The organism is Streptomyces sp. NPDC059917 (genome assembly GCF_042730635.1).
Classification (GTDB): Bacteria; Actinomycetota; Actinomycetes; order Streptomycetales; family Streptomycetaceae; genus Streptomyces.
Genome location: NZ_JBHWLC010000125.1, coordinates 1 through 16,836, shown reverse-complemented (window position 1 = coordinate 16,836; position 16,836 = coordinate 1). Strand labels below are relative to the sequence as shown.

At 71.3% G+C, this 16,836-nt stretch carries 16 protein-coding genes; 9 read left to right on the top strand and 7 right to left on the bottom strand.

Annotation, left to right across the window (positions count from 1 at the left end):
- Positions 1-61 precede the first annotated feature (61 nt).
- Both serB and ACFWAR_RS37355 read right to left on the bottom strand, forming a co-directional pair.
- Positions 62-1,261: a phosphoserine phosphatase SerB gene (serB, locus tag ACFWAR_RS37360; protein ID WP_385787558.1), complete on the bottom strand. Its 1,200-nt coding sequence runs from the start codon at positions 1,259-1,261 to the stop codon at positions 62-64.
- Between the two features lie 69 nt (positions 1,262-1,330).
- On the bottom strand, positions 1,331-3,076 hold the full coding sequence (locus tag ACFWAR_RS37355) for a streptophobe family protein (RefSeq protein ID WP_385787555.1): 1,746 nt from the start codon (positions 3,074-3,076) through the stop codon (positions 1,331-1,333).
- A 249-nt stretch (positions 3,077-3,325) separates the two neighbouring features.
- Between ACFWAR_RS37355 and ACFWAR_RS37350 the strand changes: the two genes are divergently transcribed.
- Positions 3,326-5,809, top strand: coding sequence for an FHA domain-containing protein (locus ACFWAR_RS37350; RefSeq protein ID WP_385787564.1), 2,484 nt, complete (start codon positions 3,326-3,328; stop codon positions 5,807-5,809).
- A 114-nt stretch (positions 5,810-5,923) separates the two neighbouring features.
- On the opposite strand, the gene ACFWAR_RS37345 is transcribed toward ACFWAR_RS37350, so the two are convergent.
- Positions 5,924-6,586, bottom strand: coding sequence for a transglycosylase SLT domain-containing protein (locus ACFWAR_RS37345; RefSeq protein ID WP_385787552.1), 663 nt, complete (start codon positions 6,584-6,586; stop codon positions 5,924-5,926).
- 517 nt (positions 6,587-7,103) lie between these two features.
- Between ACFWAR_RS37345 and ACFWAR_RS37340 the strand changes: the two genes are divergently transcribed.
- From ACFWAR_RS37340 to ACFWAR_RS37330, 3 genes are all read left to right on the top strand, one after another.
- Positions 7,104-8,264 (top strand): GAF domain-containing sensor histidine kinase, encoded by a 1,161-nt coding sequence (locus ACFWAR_RS37340; RefSeq protein ID WP_385787549.1) that lies wholly within the window; start codon positions 7,104-7,106, stop codon positions 8,262-8,264.
- Positions 8,257-8,925: a response regulator gene (locus tag ACFWAR_RS37335; RefSeq protein WP_385787546.1), complete on the top strand. Its 669-nt coding sequence runs from the start codon at positions 8,257-8,259 to the stop codon at positions 8,923-8,925. Before ACFWAR_RS37340 ends, ACFWAR_RS37335 begins: the two co-directional genes overlap by 8 nt.
- Before the next feature lie 149 nt (positions 8,926-9,074).
- Positions 9,075-9,320, top strand: coding sequence for a chaplin (locus tag ACFWAR_RS37330; RefSeq protein WP_385787561.1), 246 nt, complete (start codon positions 9,075-9,077; stop codon positions 9,318-9,320).
- A gap of 77 nt (positions 9,321-9,397) precedes the next feature.
- On the opposite strand, the gene ACFWAR_RS37325 is transcribed toward ACFWAR_RS37330, so the two are convergent.
- Positions 9,398-10,180, bottom strand: coding sequence for a hypothetical protein (locus tag ACFWAR_RS37325; protein ID WP_385787543.1), 783 nt, complete (start codon positions 10,178-10,180; stop codon positions 9,398-9,400).
- A 144-nt stretch (positions 10,181-10,324) separates the two neighbouring features.
- Between ACFWAR_RS37325 and ACFWAR_RS37320 the strand changes: the two genes are divergently transcribed.
- The 4 genes from ACFWAR_RS37320 (at position 10,325) to ACFWAR_RS37305 (ending at position 13,513) form a co-directional block, all read left to right on the top strand.
- Positions 10,325-11,119: an ABC transporter ATP-binding protein gene (locus tag ACFWAR_RS37320; RefSeq protein ID WP_354382296.1), complete on the top strand. Its 795-nt coding sequence runs from the start codon at positions 10,325-10,327 to the stop codon at positions 11,117-11,119.
- Between the two features lie 55 nt (positions 11,120-11,174).
- A complete protein-coding gene (locus ACFWAR_RS37315; protein WP_385787540.1) occupies positions 11,175-11,606 on the top strand; it encodes an NfeD family protein in 432 nt (143 codons plus the stop codon).
- Between the two features lie 95 nt (positions 11,607-11,701).
- Positions 11,702-12,658 (top strand): SPFH domain-containing protein, encoded by a 957-nt coding sequence (locus tag ACFWAR_RS37310; protein ID WP_351049571.1) that lies wholly within the window; start codon positions 11,702-11,704, stop codon positions 12,656-12,658.
- 78 nt (positions 12,659-12,736) lie between these two features.
- Positions 12,737-13,513 (top strand): sulfite exporter TauE/SafE family protein, encoded by a 777-nt coding sequence (locus tag ACFWAR_RS37305; RefSeq protein WP_385787537.1) that lies wholly within the window; start codon positions 12,737-12,739, stop codon positions 13,511-13,513.
- A 70-nt stretch (positions 13,514-13,583) separates the two neighbouring features.
- Here the strand turns inward: ACFWAR_RS37305 and ACFWAR_RS37300 are convergent, their stop codons facing one another.
- From ACFWAR_RS37300 to ACFWAR_RS37290, 3 genes are all read right to left on the bottom strand, one after another.
- On the bottom strand, positions 13,584-14,087 hold the full coding sequence (locus ACFWAR_RS37300) for an HNH endonuclease (protein WP_354382299.1): 504 nt from the start codon (positions 14,085-14,087) through the stop codon (positions 13,584-13,586).
- A 147-nt stretch (positions 14,088-14,234) separates the two neighbouring features.
- Positions 14,235-14,768 (bottom strand): YbhB/YbcL family Raf kinase inhibitor-like protein, encoded by a 534-nt coding sequence (locus ACFWAR_RS37295; protein ID WP_385787534.1) that lies wholly within the window; start codon positions 14,766-14,768, stop codon positions 14,235-14,237.
- A 49-nt stretch (positions 14,769-14,817) separates the two neighbouring features.
- The gene (locus ACFWAR_RS37290) at positions 14,818-15,600 is read right to left on the bottom strand and encodes a sporulation protein (RefSeq protein ID WP_385787531.1); all 783 of its coding nucleotides are present in this window, start codon (positions 15,598-15,600) and stop codon (positions 14,818-14,820) included.
- 106 nt (positions 15,601-15,706) lie between these two features.
- Between ACFWAR_RS37290 and ACFWAR_RS37285 the strand changes: the two genes are divergently transcribed.
- Entirely contained in the window at positions 15,707-16,348 is a 642-nt protein-coding gene (locus tag ACFWAR_RS37285; protein WP_385787528.1) for a DNA-3-methyladenine glycosylase, read from the top strand.
- The last annotated feature ends 488 nt before the right edge of the window (positions 16,349-16,836 follow it).

The window sequence follows — 16,836 nt, the reverse complement described above, 5'->3', positions numbered from 1 at the left end:
GCCCCGGCACACTGCCGGGGCCCGTCGCCGTTGGCGTCGTAGGGGAGGCGGGAGCACGTCCTCACGCCAGGTCGGCGGCCTCGACCTCTTCCCGGGTGATCCCGAGCAGGTACAGCACCGCGTCGAGGAACGGCACGTTCACGGCGGTGTGCGCGGCCTCGCGGACCACCGGCTTGGCGCAGAAGGCCACGCCCAGCCCGGCCGCGTTCAGCATGTCCAGGTCGTTCGCGCCGTCGCCGATGGCCACGGTCTGGGCCAGCGGCACCCCGGCCTCCGCGGCGAAGCGCCGCAGCAGCCGCGCCTTGCCCGCGCGGTCCACGATCTCGCCCGTGACCCGGCCGGTCAGCTTGCCGTCCTCGACCTCCAGCGTGTTGGCCGCGGCGAAGTCCAGGCCGAGCCGCTCGCGCAGGTCGTCGGTCACCTGGGTGAACCCGCCGGAGACCACGCCCACCTGGTAGCCCAACCGCTTCAGCGTGCGGATCAGGGTCCGGGCGCCCGGGGTGAGCCGGACCTCCGCGCGGACCTTGTCCACGACCGAGACGTCCAGGCCCGCCAGCAGCGCCACGCGGGCGTGCAGCGACTGCTCGAAGTCCAGCTCACCGCGCATCGCCTGCTCGGTGACGGCGGCGACCTTGTCCTCGCAGCCCGCGTGCGCGGCGAAGAGCTCGATCACCTCGTCCTGGATGAGGGTGGAGTCCACGTCCATGACGACCAGCCGCTGCGCCCGGCGGTGCAGACCGGCCGATACGACGGCCACGTCCACCCCGATGTGCTTGGCGGCCAGCGCCAGCGAGGTGCGCAGGGGCTCCGTCTCGGTGCCGGAGACGGCGAATTCGACGGCGGTGACGGGGTACTTGGCCAGGCGGAAGATGCGGTCGATGTTGCCGCCGATCGCCGTGATCCGGGCGGCGATGGCCGCCGTGGACTCGGAGGTCAGCGGATTGCCGAGCACGGTGACGTGGGAACGACCGCTACCGCGCGGCCGGTTGTCGCCCGTACCGGAGATGATCTCGGCCTGCAGCTTGAGCGACTCGGCCCAGCTGTGCACGGTGGCGCGCAGCTCGCCCTCACCGCCCACCTCGGGCCGGGTGACGAGGGCGCACAGGACGATGCGGCCACGGGTGACGACCTGCTCGATGTCGACGACGTCGACGGAGTAGGCGGCGAGGGTGTCGAACAGCCCGGCGGTGATCCCGGGACGGTCCTTGCCGAAGATCTTGACGAGGAGGGTGGGGACGTCGGAGGTCTGCGAAGCGCTCATGGTGACCTCACCGTATCTTCCCCGGTCCCGTAGGTGATCCCCCGTCCCGCCCAGCGGACGCCGTGCCGCTCAGCGCGGCGGCGGATCCGGCGGCGGCCCCGGCGGCGGAGGCGGCGTGAACGGCCGCCGCACCGGCCGCCCCCGCACCGGCCCTCCCGCCACCGTCTCATCCTGAGAACGCCCCACCCCGCCCCCTTTCCCCGATCCCGCCCCCGTCCCCGGCCCCCGGTCGGGGCCCCCGGCCGGGGGGTCCCGGTACGGGTTGGGACGATCGGGCGCCGGATCAGGGGCCGAGGGAGGCAGGTAGGGACCATAGGCCCGGTACTTCCCGTACACCCCCGCATCCGCACCGCCCCGGCCCGCCCCGATTCCAGCCCCGCCGGCGTTTGAGGCGCCGCCGGAGGCCCCAGGATCCGCACCCGCCCCCGCACCGGCATCCGCACCGGCCCAGGCCGCCCCGATTCCAGCCCCGCCGGCGTTTGAGGCGCCGCCGGAGGCCAAACGACCCGCACCGGCACCCGCACCCGCACCCGCACCCGCACCGGCACCGGCACCCGCACCGGCCACCCCCCGGACCAGCACCGCCCCCGCTCCGCCGGCCACCACCCCCCACACCCCGCCCAGCACCACCGCGACGGCCACGTCCCCCCGCAGCTCCACCCCGGCCCCCACCGCGTCCACCCCCAGCACCGCCAACGACGCGTTCGCCGACAACCCCGTCAGCCACACCAGCGCCCCCAGCGCCACCCCGACCACCGCCCCCAGCCGCACCGCGCACCCCACCACCCCGCGCCCGGGAGTCCGTACGGCCGCCAGCGTCCCCGCGTACAGCAGCAGCAGCGCCACGCCCACCACCAGCAGCCACACCCGCTGGTCGTACTCCGCCAGCCGCCCCACCGTCACCGCCCGGGACCCCGCCCCCGGCACCCCGAACAACCGGTCCACCGGATCCGGCAGCAGCCGCGCCGCGTCCCCCGTCACCCGCCCGTCGAAGGGCACGAACAGCCCCAGCAGCACCCCGACCCACGCCCCGTTCGGCGCCCCCAGCAGCGCCGCCCCCAGCACCCGGCCGGGATGCGCGTCCCCGGCCGCCGCCCACACCGCGGCGCCCAGCCCGGCCACCACCGCCACCAGCACCATCGCCAGCACCGCCGACACCGCGGGCCGCAGCCGGGCCAGGACCGCCGGCCCGCGTCGCGAAGCCAGCAGCGCCACCGCGAGCACCCCGCACACCCACACCGCCGCGCCCCGCAGGGTCGGCCCGGTCTCCACCGCGAAGCCCACCCGGGCCCGGGCCCCGATCAGGTCCCCGACCCGGTCGGGCAGCAGCCCGCCGACGTCCCCGATCCCCGGGATCACCACCTTGGCCGGGGTCCGCGGCAGCAACGCCCCGTCCAGGGTGACCACATCGTGGCCGAACCACCCGAGCGCACCCGCCGTCGCGACGAGCAGGACGGCCACCAGGGCGGCCCGCGCGCCGAGTTCGCCGGGCCCCGCACCCACCCGCAGCGAGCGCAGGAAGAAGAGGCCGAGCACCAGCGCCCCGGCCAGCGCCACCCCCAACGGCATGACGTCCAGGCCCGTCCGCGCCCCCGCCCCGGCCACGCCGAAGACCGACACGTCCCCGGTCGGGGTGACCGTACCGCCCATCGCCAGCACCACCACGGCGGCCGTCATCGCCCCGAGCGAGCCGCCCGCCGCGTCCGCGCCGAGCAGGTGCAGCCCGAGGGCGGCGACCCCGGCCATCACGATCAGGGACCAACCGACGGCGGCCACGGCGGACAGGACCGCCTCGCCCCAGCGCATCCGGTGCATGGGCGGACCCCCGATCCCCGTCCCCTATGTCGGTCCTCACCACTCTCGGGCGGATTTCCGACCCCGTCAACGGACCTCCGTAGGGCCGCGCGACGGCCGCGTAGACGGTTTCGGCGCAGCCCGGATTCCCCTTGTGGCCCCGGGCCTGAAATAGTTCCCCCGGATGTTCGCCATCCCTAGACTCCCTGACGTCAGGGGGATCCTCGGGGGACAAAAAGTGGGGCTGGAGTGCCGGAACACGTACTGGAATTGAATGGCAGGACCTGGACGCTCGATCCGTCCAGGTCGTACTCCCTGGGGCGCGACCCCCAGGGTGACGTGGCGATCGATGACGCCAGGGTGTCGTGGCGCCATGCCACCATCAGCTGGAACGGGCGGGGTTGGGGGATCGAGGACCACGGCAGCACCAACGGCACCTACGTGCACGGTGCCCGGGTCCAGCAGACCGAGTTGGTGCCCGGAACGCCGGTGCACCTCGGCAACGCGCAGGACGGGCCGCGGCTGAATCTGACCGTCGCCGCCGTGGCGGCCGCCCCGCAGTCGGCCGCCGCGCACCAGGCGCCGGCCCAGCAGCAGGCGTGGCAGCAGGCCGCCCCGCAGCAGCAGGCGTACCAGCAGCCGCAGCAGCAGGCGGCCCCGCAGTACCAGCCGCCGCAGCAGCAGCCGCACGTCCCGCAGCAGCAGGGCGCCCCGCAGCAGCAGCCCGGCGGCCAGGGCTACAGCGACCGCAGCCCGACCACGTTCCACCACCTGGAACTGGGCCACGTCATGCGCATCGGCCGCGCGCTGGAGAACGAGCTGGTCGTCTCCGACCTCCAGGTCTCCCGCCTGCACGCGGAGTTCCGCTCGATGCCGGGCGGCCGCTTCGAGATCCACGACCTCGGCAGCCACAACGGCACCTACGTCAACGGCCAGCCGTTGGCGAAGTCCGGTACGGCGCTGCTCGGTCCCAACGACATCGTCGGCGTGGGCCACTCCACCTTCCGGATCGTCGGCGACCGCCTCGAGGAGTTCGTCGACACCGGTGACGTCTCCTTCTCGGCCCGCCACCTCACGGTCACGGTCGACGGCGGCAAGCAGATCCTCAAGGACGTCACCTTCGGCGTCCCGGAGAAGTCGCTGATCGGTGTCATCGGCCCCTCCGGCTCCGGCAAGTCCACCCTGCTCAAGGCGCTCACCGGCTACCGGCCCGCCGACCAGGGCGACGTGCTCTACGACAACCGCAACCTGTACAAGCAGTTCGCGGAGCTCCGCCAGCGCATCGGCCTGGTCCCGCAGGACGACATCCTGCACAAGGAGCTGAAGGTCAGCACGGCCCTCAAGTACGCGGCCAAGCTCCGCTTCCCCGGCGACACCGCCGAGTCCGAGCGCGCCGCCCGCATCGACGAGGTGCTGCGCGAGCTCAAGCTCGACATCCACAAGGACAAGAAGATCACTTCGCTGTCCGGTGGTCAGCGCAAGCGCGTCTCCGTGGCCCTGGAACTGCTGACCAAGCCGTCCCTGATCTTCTTGGACGAGCCCACCTCCGGCCTCGACCCGGGCATGGACCGCGACGTCATGCAGCTGCTGCGCGGCCTCGCCGACGACGGCCGCACCGTCCTCGTCGTCACCCACTCGGTCGCCGAGCTGGCCATCTGCGACAAGCTGCTGGTCATGGCACCGGGCGGATCGGTCGCGTACTTCGGCCCGCCGGACGAGGCGCTGAACTTCTTCGGCTACACCACCTGGGCCGACGTGTTCTCCGCCTTCGAGAACTACCGCGACTACGACTGGGCCGGCCGCTGGAAGGGCTCGCAGCACTTCCAGCTCTACGCCGCCGACATCGACGCCGTCGCCCCGCAGTCGGTCGCGATGCCGCCCGCGCAGCAGATGCGCCCGCCCAAGCCGCAGGGCTACGGCTCGCAGCTGTGGACGCTGATCCGCCGCTACACCTCGGTCATCGCCTCGGACAAGGGCTTCATCGGCCTGATGCTGATCCTGCCCGCGGTCCTCGGCGTGGTCTCCACGGTCATCCCGGCCACCTTCGGGCTCGCGCCCCCGACCCCGCCGTCGAACTTCAACGGCGACGCGGGCACGATCATGCTGATCCTCTGCGTCGGCATGTGCTTCTCGGGCGCCGCGAACTCGGTCCGTGAGCTGATCAAGGAACGGGTGATCTACGAGCGCGAGCGCGCCACCGGCCTGTCCCGGTCGGCGTACCTGATGTCCAAGGTGATCGTCCTCGGCGTCATCACGGCCATCCAGGGCGTCGTCATCTGCGCGATCGGCTTCATCCCGCGCGACCTGCCCACCGAGGGCCTGCTCATGCCGCCGGCCGTCGAGCTGTGCCTGTCCGTCACGGCGCTGGGCTTCACCTCGATGATGTTCGGCCTGGTGATCTCCTCGCTGGTGAAGACCGCCGAGAAGACCATGCCGCTGCTGGTCATGTTCGCGATCGTCCAGGTCGTGTTCACCGGCATCCTCTTCAAGGTCTACGACTCCGTGGGCCTGGAGCAGGTCGCCTGGCTGATGCCCTCCCGCTGGGCCATCGCGGCCGCCGGCACCACGCTGAACCTCGGCAAGCTCATGCCGCCGTGGGACCGCGACAACCCCACCAACACCGACCCGCTGTGGGACCACTCGATCGGCCAGTGGGGCCTGAACATCACCATCCTGCTGCTCATCGGCATCGCCTGCGGCTTCGCGGTGGCGCGCCTGCTGCGCCGCCACGAGCCCGAGGTCATGCGCAAGTAACCCGCACGCGCGCACGGACCCGCACGCACGAACGCCACAGGGCGGCACCCGGAACTCCGGGGGCCGCCCTGTGGCGCATGGGGGCTTGGGGTGACGTCAATGGCCGAGCAGGGCTCAGTAGGCGCTGTTGACGTTGTCGATCGAGCCGTAACGGTCGGCGGCGTAGTTGGCCGCGGCGACGATGTTGGCGACCGGGTGGTACTGGTCGAGCGGGGTGCCCGCCACGTGGTACGCCAGGAAGGTCGGGCGGATGACCTGGAGCAGACCCATCGAGGGGATGCCGTTCTTGGCGTTGATGTCCCAGTTGTTGATCGCGCGCGGGTTGCCGCTGGACTCGCGCATGATGTTCTTGTAGAGCCCGTTGTACGAGCCCGGAATGTTGTTCGCCTTCATGATCGCGAGCGACTCCTTGATCCATCCGTCAAGGTTGTTCGCGTACATCGGCTTGCGCGCGGCGGAGCGGCTCGCGGCTTCCTTGTCCGCGCGCTCCTTCTTCGCGGCGGCGGCGTCGGCCTTGGCCTTCGCCGCGTCCTTGGCCTGCTTGTCCGCGACGACCTGCTGCGCGGTGAGGTGCTGCTGCAGGGTCTTCGCCTGCGCGCCGTCCACGGCCTGGGTCCAGGCCACGGGGGCGGCGACGACCGTCTCGGTGGCCTCGCTCGTTCCGGCCGGAACGAGGGAGAACGCGAGGGCGGCGGCGCCGAGGGTGGCGACACCGGCGATCGACAGCTTGTGGCCCTTGGTCAGACGACTGTGGCCGGGGGTGCTGGTCTCGGACATGCGTGGGCAACCTCTTCGAATAGCGGGGGCCGCAGGAAAGCGCCGGGGGGTGTTGATCCGCGGCGCTGTGCGACGGGAGCCATTGTTAGCGGCGGCAAAATCCTGTGGCAAAGGTGTGACATACGAAGCGCGATAGTGGATCAGGGGGCCCCGCGATGACCCCCCGCCGGACCCCAGAGCCCCTCCCATCAGCCCTGACAGGACCTTTATCCGTCCACTAGGCAGCTTCGTAAGTGATCTGCGTCCTATGCGCGGGCTCACATCGAGCACGTAACGTTCTCACCGTGCGTTGCGACAGCAATGCAGATGGTGAGCGTTCTCCTCCTTGAGTCGGACACCGGGGACCCGCGGCCTCCTGCGAAAGGCAGACCGACCCCCCGCTCCACGCCCTCCCACCGGCGTACGGCGCCCCGCCCGCGGTCGGACCGGCCCCCACCCGCGGACCTACGCCCCGGGACGACCGGCCCTAGTTCTCGGGCCCGATTCCGCAGGTCACGGCCGCGAGTACGGTGACCCCATGCGCAACGGACCCGACGGAACCCGCACCGGGCTGGCCGCGGTGAGCACCGCACTGCTCGCCATGAGCCGGCACCTGGAGGTCCGCGACGTGCTCAAGACGATCGTCGTCTCGGCCCGCGAGCTCCTCGACGCCGAGTACGCCGCCCTCGGCGTCCCGGACGACCACGGCGGCTTCGCCCAGTTCGTCGTGGACGGCATCAGCGAGGAGCAGTGGCGCCGCATCGGCCCGCTGCCCCGCCAGCACGGCATCCTCGCGGCGATGCTCCACCAGGACACCCCCGAGCGGCTGGCCGACGTCCGCCGCGACCCGCGCTTCGGCGGCTGGCCCGCGGCCCACCCCGACATGTCCGACTTCCTCGGCCTGCCGATCCGCGACGGCGAGGAGACCCTCGGCGCCCTCTTCCTCGCCAACAAGCGCGGCGCCCGCCCCGCGGAAGAGGAAGGCGGCTTCACGGAAGAGGACGAGTCCCTCCTCGGCATCCTCGCCCAGCACGCGGCCATCGCCCTGACCAACGCCCGCCTCTACGAACGCAGCCGCGAGCTGACCATCGCCGAGGAGCGCTCCCGGCTCGCCCACGAGCTGCACGACGCCGTCAGCCAGAAGCTCTTCTCGCTGCGCCTCACCGCCCAGGCCGCCACCGCCCTGGTGGACCGCGACCCCGCCCGGGCCAAGGAGGAGCTGCACCAGGTCACCGCCCTCGCCGCGGAGGCCGCCGACGAGCTGCGGGCCGCCGTCGTGGAGCTGCGCCCCACCGCCCTCGACGAGGACGGCCTCGTCGCGACCCTGCGCAACCAGGTCAAGGTCCTGGACCGCGCCCACGGCGCCCACGTCACCTTCCTCTGCGACGGCGTGCGCGCCCTGCCCGCCTCCCAGGAGGAGGCGCTCCTGCGGGTCTCCCAGGAGGCCCTCCACAACGCCCTGCGCCACTCCGGCGCCGACCGGGTCGCCGTCACCCTGAGCCGCACCCCCGGCGGCGGGGCGCTGCTGAAGGTCGTCGACTCCGGCAGCGGCTTCGACCCCCAGGCCGTCCGCAAGGCCGGCCGCCACCTCGGCCTGGTCTCCATGCGGGACCGGGCGAGCGGCGCCGGCGGCCGCCTCACCGTCCAATCGGCGCCCGGTGCGGGCACCACGATCGAAATGGAGGTCCCCGGTGGCTGACACACCGGCCCGTACGACCCGTACGGCCCCCATCAAGGTGCTGCTCGTCGACGACCACCAGGTCGTCCGGCGCGGCCTGCGCACGTTCCTGGAGGTACAGGACGACATCGAGGTGGTCGGAGAGGCCGCCGACGGCGCGGAGGGAGCCGCCCGGGCCGAGGAGCTGCGGCCCGACGTGATCCTCATGGACATCAAGATGCCCGGCGCCGACGGCCTCGACGCCCTGCGGCGGCTGCGCGAGCTGGGGAACGCCGCCCGGGTCCTGATCGTCACCAGCTTCACGGAGCAGCGCACCGTGGTCCCCGCCCTGCGCGCGGGCGCCGCCGGATACGTCTACAAGGACATCGACCCCGACGCACTGGCCGGAGCCATCCGCTCCGTCCACGCCGGGCACGTCCTGCTCCAGCCGGAGGTCGCCGAGGCGCTGCTCTCCCAGGACGAGCAGGGCCCGACCCCGGGCCGCGGCGGATCCCTGACCGACCGGGAGCGCGAGGTCCTCGGGCACATCGCCGACGGGCGCTCGAACCGGGAGATCGCGCGGGCCCTCGTCCTCTCCGAGAAGACGGTCAAGACGCACGTCTCGAACATCCTGATGAAGCTGGACGTCGCCGACCGCACACAGGCGGCGTTGTGGGCGGTCAGGCACGGGATCGCCGACTGACCGGCCGGATCCGACCGTTCCGCTGCCGGACCGAGATTCATACGGTCGGGTGTATGTAGCCCACATGGCGTATCCCGATCGCCGACGGGCCCGTTCTCCAGGGCGTGCCGCGGCGGCTCGCCGCGGCAGACGTACTGGAGGACGAGAACGTGAAGAACATCAAGAAGGCCGCAGCCGTCACCATGATCGCGGGTGGCCTCGTCGCCGTCGGCGCCGGTGTCTCCTCGGCGCACGGCGGTGCGTCCGCGGAGGGCGAGGCCCTGAACTCGCCCGGCGTGGCCTCCGGGAACCTGCTCCAGGTCCCCGTGCACGTCCCCGTGAACGCGGTCGGCAACTCGGTCAACGTCATCGGCCTGCTGAACGGCGCCTTCGGCAACACCGGCGTCAACAACTAACGCCCCCGCGTTCCGCGGCCCCCCTTCCCCCTCTCTCCCCGGGAAGCGGGGGCCCCGGCACGCCCGGACCGCCGGGGCTAGCCGCGCTCCCGCTCCTCCACGTACGCGTTGTAGGCCGCCACCTGGGCCCGCCGCGCCACCCGCTCCACCGGCCGCAGGGCCTCCGCGCGCGCGGCCATCTCCGACGCGGCCACCGCCCCGCCGTGCCCCCGCTCGTACGCCAGGGACACCAGCAGGGCGATCCGCTGCGCCAGCGACAGCACCCGCACCGCCCGCGGCGGATAGCCCGGGGCCAGCACCTCCCGCCCCGCCTCCGCCCGCGCCCGGTACGCCGACATCGCCGCCTCGGCCACCGGCCCCGAGGCCGCCACGTCCAGCCGGGTCAGCACGACCGTCGCCTCGCGCAGCGCCTCCGCCAGCTCCCGCTCCGCCTCGCCCAGCGAGGGCACGTCCGCGGGCGGGGCCTCCCGTACCGGCAGGCAGTGCCACACCACCTCGACGTGCACGTCGCCCGCGGGCCCGGCCTCCGTCACCTCCGGTACGAGCCCCAGCGCCGCGCCGACGGCGACCACGGCCTCCTCGGCCTCCAGCGCCCGCGCGTTGAAGTCCGGCGGGCCGCTCAGGCCCAGCGGATGCCCCGGCGCGGGCAGCGCCACGCGCAGGCCGGTGACCCCCATGGCCCGCAGCCGCCCGAGCGCGAGCGTCAGCCCGACCGGCCCGCCCTCGCCCGGCAGCCCCGCCACCCGGTGCACGGCATCCGTACCGACGATCGACAAGACGGCGTCGTCGGGCGAGACGAGGCCGGCCAACAACGAGTTCCCCCAGGCGGCCAGCCGCCCTGAACGTGGTTCCACAAGCATGCCCCCACCTTAGTAACCCGCCCCCGGAACCCGTCCCGCTCGGCCTGGCGACCGCGGCCCCCTCCGAGTGGCGTAGGTTTTCCCCTGGGGCTGCGCCTACAGGCGCACAAGAGAACCGACACTGCAAGGGGAGACAACACGCTCATGAGCGACGTTCTGGAACTGGTGGACGTATCCGTGGTCCGCGAGGGCCGCGCTCTGGTGGACCAGGTCTCCTGGTCGGTCAAGGAGGGGGAGCGCTGGGCGATCCTCGGCCCCAACGGCGCCGGGAAGACGACCCTGCTCAATGTCGCCTCCAGCTACCTCTTCCCGAGCAGCGGCAGCGCCACCATCCTCGGCAGCACCCTCGGCAAGGTCAACGTCTTCGACCTGCGCCCGCGCATCGGCGTCGCCGGCATCGCGATGGCCGACAAGCTCCCCAAGCGCCAGACCGTCCTGGAGACCGTGCTCACCGCCGCCTACGGCATGACCGCGACCTGGCAGGAGGAGTACGAGGACATCGACGAGCAGCGCGCCCGCGCCTTCCTCGACCGCCTCGGGATGACGGACTACCTCGACCGGAAGTTCGGCACCCTCTCCGAGGGCGAGCGCAAGCGCACCCTGATCGCCCGCGCCCTGATGACCGACCCCGAGCTGCTGCTCCTCGACGAGCCCGCCGCCGGCCTGGACCTCGGCGGCCGCGAGGACCTCGTACGCCGCCTCGGCCGCCTCGCGCGCGACCCGCTGGCCCCCTCCATGATCATGGTCACGCACCACGTCGAGGAGATCGCCCCCGGCTTCACGCACGTCCTCCTGATCCGTCAGGGCAAGGTCGTCACCGCCGGTCCCATCGACCTCGAACTGACCTCCCGCAACCTCTCCCTCTGCTTCGGCCTGCCGCTGCTCGTCGAGCGCAACGAGAACGACCGCTGGACCGCCCAGGGCCTGCCGCTCCGCTGAGCCCCGCCCCCGCGCACCCTGTCCGGACCGCGCCCACCCGACCTACCATGACCATGTGACCAACATCGACGCATGGGTGTGGTGGCTCATCGGCGCGGTCGGGCTGGGGATCCCCCTGGTCGTCACCGCGATGCCGGAGTTCGGCATGTTCGCCGTCGGCGCGATCGCCGCGGCGGTCACGGCCGCACTCGGCGGGGGAGTGGCCGTACAGCTCCTGGTCTTCGTCATCGTCTCGGTGGCGCTGATCGCCGTGGTCCGCCCGATCGCCAACCGGCACCGCGACCAACGCCCCCAACACCGCAGCGGCATCGACGCGTTGAGGGGACGCAGCGCCGTCGTCACGGAACGGGTCGACGGCAGCGGCGGCCGGATCAAGCTCGCCGGGGAGATCTGGTCCGCCCGCACCCTGGACGCGGACAGCAGTTTCGAACCCGGACAGCAGGTCGACGTCGTGGAGATCGACGGAGCGACCGCCGTCGTCATGTGACGTCATGTGACCAAGCACCCGACTCGCGGGCCCCCGGTCTGCGAGACTCCGCTCAACGGGGCAGCACAGACAGCCGGAAGGGCACGGGGAACCGCATGCAACCGATCATCATCGTCCTGATCATTCTGGTGATCCTCGTCTTCATCGCACTGGTCAAGACGATCCAGGTGATCCCGCAAGCAAGTGCGGCCATCGTCGAACGGTTCGGGCGCTACACCCGCACCCTCAACGCGGGCCTGAACATCGTCGTCCCGTTCATCGACTCGATCCGCAACAGGATCGACCTCCGCGAACAGGTCGTCCCCTTCCCGCCGCAGCCGGTGATCACCCAGGACAACCTGGTCGTCAACATCGACACGGTCATCTACTACCAGGTGACCGACGCCCGCGCCGCGACGTACGAGGTGGCCAGCTACATCCAGGCCATCGAGCAGCTCACCGTCACCACCCTGCGCAACATCATCGGCGGCATGGACCTGGAGCGGACCCTCACCTCCCGCGAGGAGATCAACGCGGCCCTGCGCGGCGTCCTCGACGAGGCCACCGGCAAGTGGGGCATCCGCGTCAACCGCGTCGAGCTGAAGGCGATCGAGCCGCCGACCTCCATCCAGGACTCGATGGAGAAGCAGATGCGCGCCGACCGCGACAAGCGCGCCGCGATCCTCCAGGCCGAAGGTGTCCGCCAGTCCGAGATCCTGCGCGCCGAGGGCGAGAAGCAGTCCTCGATCCTGCGCGCCGAAGGTGACGCCAAGGCCGCCGCGCTCCGGGCCGAGGGCGAGGCCCAGGCGATCCGTACGGTCTTCGAGTCCATCCACGCCGGTGACCCGGACCAGAAGCTCCTCGCCTACCAGTACCTCCAAATGCTCCCGAAGATCGCCGAGGGCGACGCCAACAAGCTCTGGATCGTCCCCAGCGAGATCGGCGACGCCCTCAAGGGGCTCAGCGGAGCCATCGGCAACTTCGGCCCCATGGGCGGCGGTTCCAACGGCCTGCACCGCAAGGACGAGCAGCCGGCCGCCCCCGACCGCCGCGAACAGCCCCCGATCGACTAGGACTCGCCCTCCCTCGGGCATGATCGGTCCGGCCCCTCGACCTTCACGGCGGGGAGGCGACCCACTCATGCAAGGGGGATGGCGTTGTCCATCTGGGAAGCACTCGCGGTCTTCGCGGCCGGCATCGGCGCCGGCACGATCAACACCATCGTCGGTTCGGGCACCCTGATCACCTTCCCGGTGCTCCTGGCCACCGGCCTGTCACCGGTCACCGCCAACGTCTCCAACACGCTCGGCCTGGTGCCCGGTTCGATCAGCGGAGCCATCGGCTACCGCAAGGAACTCAAGGGGCAGGGCGGCCGGGTCCTGCGCCTCGGCGCCGTGTCCCTCGTCGGCGGACTCGCGGGGGCCGTCCTGCTCCTGAACCTGCCGTCCGACTCCTTCGACACGATCGTGCCGGTCCTGATCGGACTGGCCCTCGTCCTGGTCGTCCTCCAACCGCGGATCGCCGCGTCCGTGCGCCGACGCCAGGAAGCCGCCGGAGGCGAGGGAACGCACCCCGACGGCGGTCCGGTCCTGCTGACCGGCATGCTGCTCTCCAGCGCCTACGGCGGCTACTTCGGGGCCGCCCAGGGCGTGCTCTACCTCGGCCTGATGGGCTCGCTGCTCCGCGAGGACATGCAGCGGGTCAATGCCGTCAAGAACATCGTCGCGGCGTTGGTCAACGGCATCGCGGCGGTGTTCTTCCTCTTCGTCGCCGAATTCGACTGGACGGCCGTCCTGCTCATCGCGGTCGGCTCCACGCTCGGCGGCCAGATCGGCGCCAAGGTCGGCCGCAAGCTCCCGCCGACCGCCCTGCGGGCCCTCATCGTCGTGGTCGGCCTGGTGGCCATCGTCCAGCTACTGCTCCGCTGAGCGACGTAGGAAATCTACGCATCACGACGTAGATCGTACGTACGCCCAGCGGGCAGCGGCCGTCATCCGGCTACGCGATCCGCTCCAGCCACTCGGGCAGCTCCTCCCGGATGCCCGCCCCCATGGCCAGCAGCATCGCGTCCGCCGGAGAGGGCACGAAGGGCCTGCGGAGCAACGGCATCCCCGCCTCCTCCGGAGTCCTGGCCGCTTTGCGGTGGTTGTCCACGGCGCAGGAAGCCACCGTGTTCAACCAGGTGTCCCCACCGCCCTGAGCCCTCGGCACCACGTGGTCCACGGTGGTCGCACGCTTCCCGCAGTAAGCGCACCGGTGCTGGTCACGCGCCAGCACACCCCGCCGTGACCAGGGAGCATGTCTTCGGAAGGGCACCCTGACGTACCTGCACAGCCGGATCACCCGGGGCATCGGAAGGTCCATCGTGGCGCCGCGCACACGGAGTTCGGGATGCGACTGTTCGACGACGGCCTTGTCCTGGAGGACCAGAACCACCGCCCGGTTCAGCGTCACCGTCGACAGCGGCTCGAAGCTCGCATTCAGCACCAGCGTGTCCCGCATCTCGCCCACCTCCCGTGTGCAGGCCCGCGACCACCCTGGCGACGGGGCCCGGAACCACTCTGGCCGCGCCCGCCACCGGGGACAACGCAATAAAAATGCCCGGTCCTGGTCGTCTTTAGACCAGGACCGGGCAAACGCTCGGAGAACTCAGCCCGCCGGGGCCTCGAACTCACCGACCAGCTGGGCACGCCCGAGCGTGTGGAAACGCAGGTTGAACCCGACCACGGCGGGCGAGACGTCCGCGTCCGGCCCCAGCTTCTCGGTGTCCACCGCGTACACGGTGAACACGTACCGGTGCCGCTCCCCGGCCGGCGGCGCCGCCCCGCCGAAGTCACGGGTGCCGTAGTCGTTGCGCACGTGCACGGCCCCGGCCGGCAGCCCCGGGAAGGAACCGCTGCCCGCCCCGACCGGCAGCTCGGTGACCGACGCCGGCAGGTCGAAGAGCACCCAGTGCCAGAAACCGCTGCCCGTCGGGGCGTCCGGGTCGAAGCAGGTCACCGCGAAGCTCTTCGTCCCCTCCGGGAACCCCTCCCACCGCAGCTGCGGCGAGAGGTTCCCGCCCGCCAGCACCTGCGCGTCGCCCAGGTCCGCCCCCGGCGCGAGGTCGCGGCTCTCGACGGTGAAGGCGTGCACCTCGGGGTGGAAGGCGTGCGGAAGGGGCGCTCTGCTCTGGTCGGACACTGCTCAACCTCCGTTGACGGAACCCGTACGTCGTCGTACGGAAAGGAGCCTAGAACCAGTTGCGCTGCGAACCGACGGAAGCGATCCACTGGTTGAGGTAACCCGCCCAGTCCGTGCCCTGGTAGGACTGCAGCCCGACCTGGAAGCAGCGGTAGGTGTCACTGCCCTCGGAGAACAGCCCCGGCTTCTTGTCCATCTCCAGCACGACGTCCATCTCGTGGCCGTCGGCGACGAAGGTCAGCTCGACCTGGTTCAGCCCCCGGTACTGCGACGGCGGCAGGAACTCGATCTCCTGGTAGAACGGCAGCGTCTGCCGGGTCCCGCGGATGTGCCCGCGCTCCATGTCCGCGCTGCGGAAACGGAAGCCGAGCTGCCCGAAGGCGTCCAGCAGCGCCTGCTGCGCCGGCAGCGGGTGCACGTTGATCGGGTCCAGGTCACCCGCGTCGACCGCCCGCGCGATCTCCAGCTCGGTGCTCACCCCGATGTTCATCCCGTGCAGGTGCTGACCCCCGAAGTGGGTCACCGGGGTCTCCCACGGAACCTCCAGGCTGAACGGCACCACGTGCAGCGCGCCCGCCTGCACCTGGAAGGCACCCCCGAGCCGCTGCTTGGTGAAGACGATGTCCTGCTTCAGCTCCTGGTCGCCGCTCTCCACCTCGACCCGTGCCTGGAGGCCGATGTTCAGCCCCTCGATCTGCTGCTCCACGGACCCGCCCTGGATGCGGACCTCGCCCTGGACGATCCCACCGGGCACCACGTTCGGCTCGGTGATGACCGTGTCCACCGAAGCACCACCGGCACCCAGGCTCGCGAGCAGCTTCCTGAACCCCATGTTCCTGACTCCCCTTGAAGAGACGTGCACGGCACGGACGTACCCCTACACACGCGAAACCCTAAGGCCCGGTCGCCGCGGCAGGCGTTCCACTACGCTCGACCGGATGAGCGCGCGCCCCGACCGTACGCCCCTGACCCGGGCATTCTTCGACCGCCCGGCCCTCACCGTGGCCCCGGAGCTCCTGGGCCGCACGCTGGTCCGCCGCACCCCCGAGGGGCCGATGGAACTGCGCATCACGGAGGTGGAGGCGTACGAGGGGGAGGACGACCCGGGCTCCCACGCCTACCGCGGCCGCACCGCGCGCAACGCGTCGATGTTCGGTCCGCCCGGACACGCGTACGTCTACTTCATCTACGGCATGTGGTTCAGCCTCAACCTGGTGTGCGGGCCGGCGGACCGCGCGAGCGGTGTCCTGCTCCGGGCCGGAGAGGTCACCGTGGGTACCGAGCTGGCCCGCAAACGTCGACTCTCGGCCAAAGCAGACAAGGAACTGGCCAAAGGACCGGCCCGGCTCGCGACCGCCCTGGCCGTCGACCGCTCCCTGGACGGCGTCGACCTCTGCGCGGGCGGCGCCGCCCCCCTGTCCGTCCTCGCGGGCACGCCCGCGGATTCCGCCCTGGTCAGTACCGGCCCCCGCACCGGAGTGGGAGGAGCGGGCGCGGAGCATCCGTACCGGTTCTGGATCACCCGGGACCCCACGGTGAGCCCCTACCGAGCCCACGCGCCACGCCGCCGCTCAACTTGACTCACTCCTGGCCGACGCCTAACGTAGCCCGAGCCGCTTGATACGGAGCACTGCTTCTGCAGCCCTCCGGAGGCGGCCAACCCACTACTGCGATCACCCTGACGGGGATGAATTCGGCATGCCTGAATTCAAACCGGCGGCTCGATTATGAGCCACCAGGGAAAACCGCTAACGTAGTGGACACGCCGAAAGGCAGGGCCCCCAACGGCCACCGAATTCGAATTCAACTCCGGTAAACGGAGCGGGAAAAGAATCTGGTAGAGTTGGAACCGCCGGAAAGGGAAACGCGAAAGCGAGGAACTGGAAAGCGAAACCCGCTTCGACCGGGAATCGGACACGAAAGAGTCTGATAGAGTCGGAAACGAAGAACGAAGCCCGGAGGAAAGCCCGAGAGGGTGAGTACAAAGGAAGCGTCCGTTCCTTGAGAACTCAACAGCGTGCCAAAAATCAACGCCAGAAGTTGATACCCCGTCCACTTCGGTGGATGA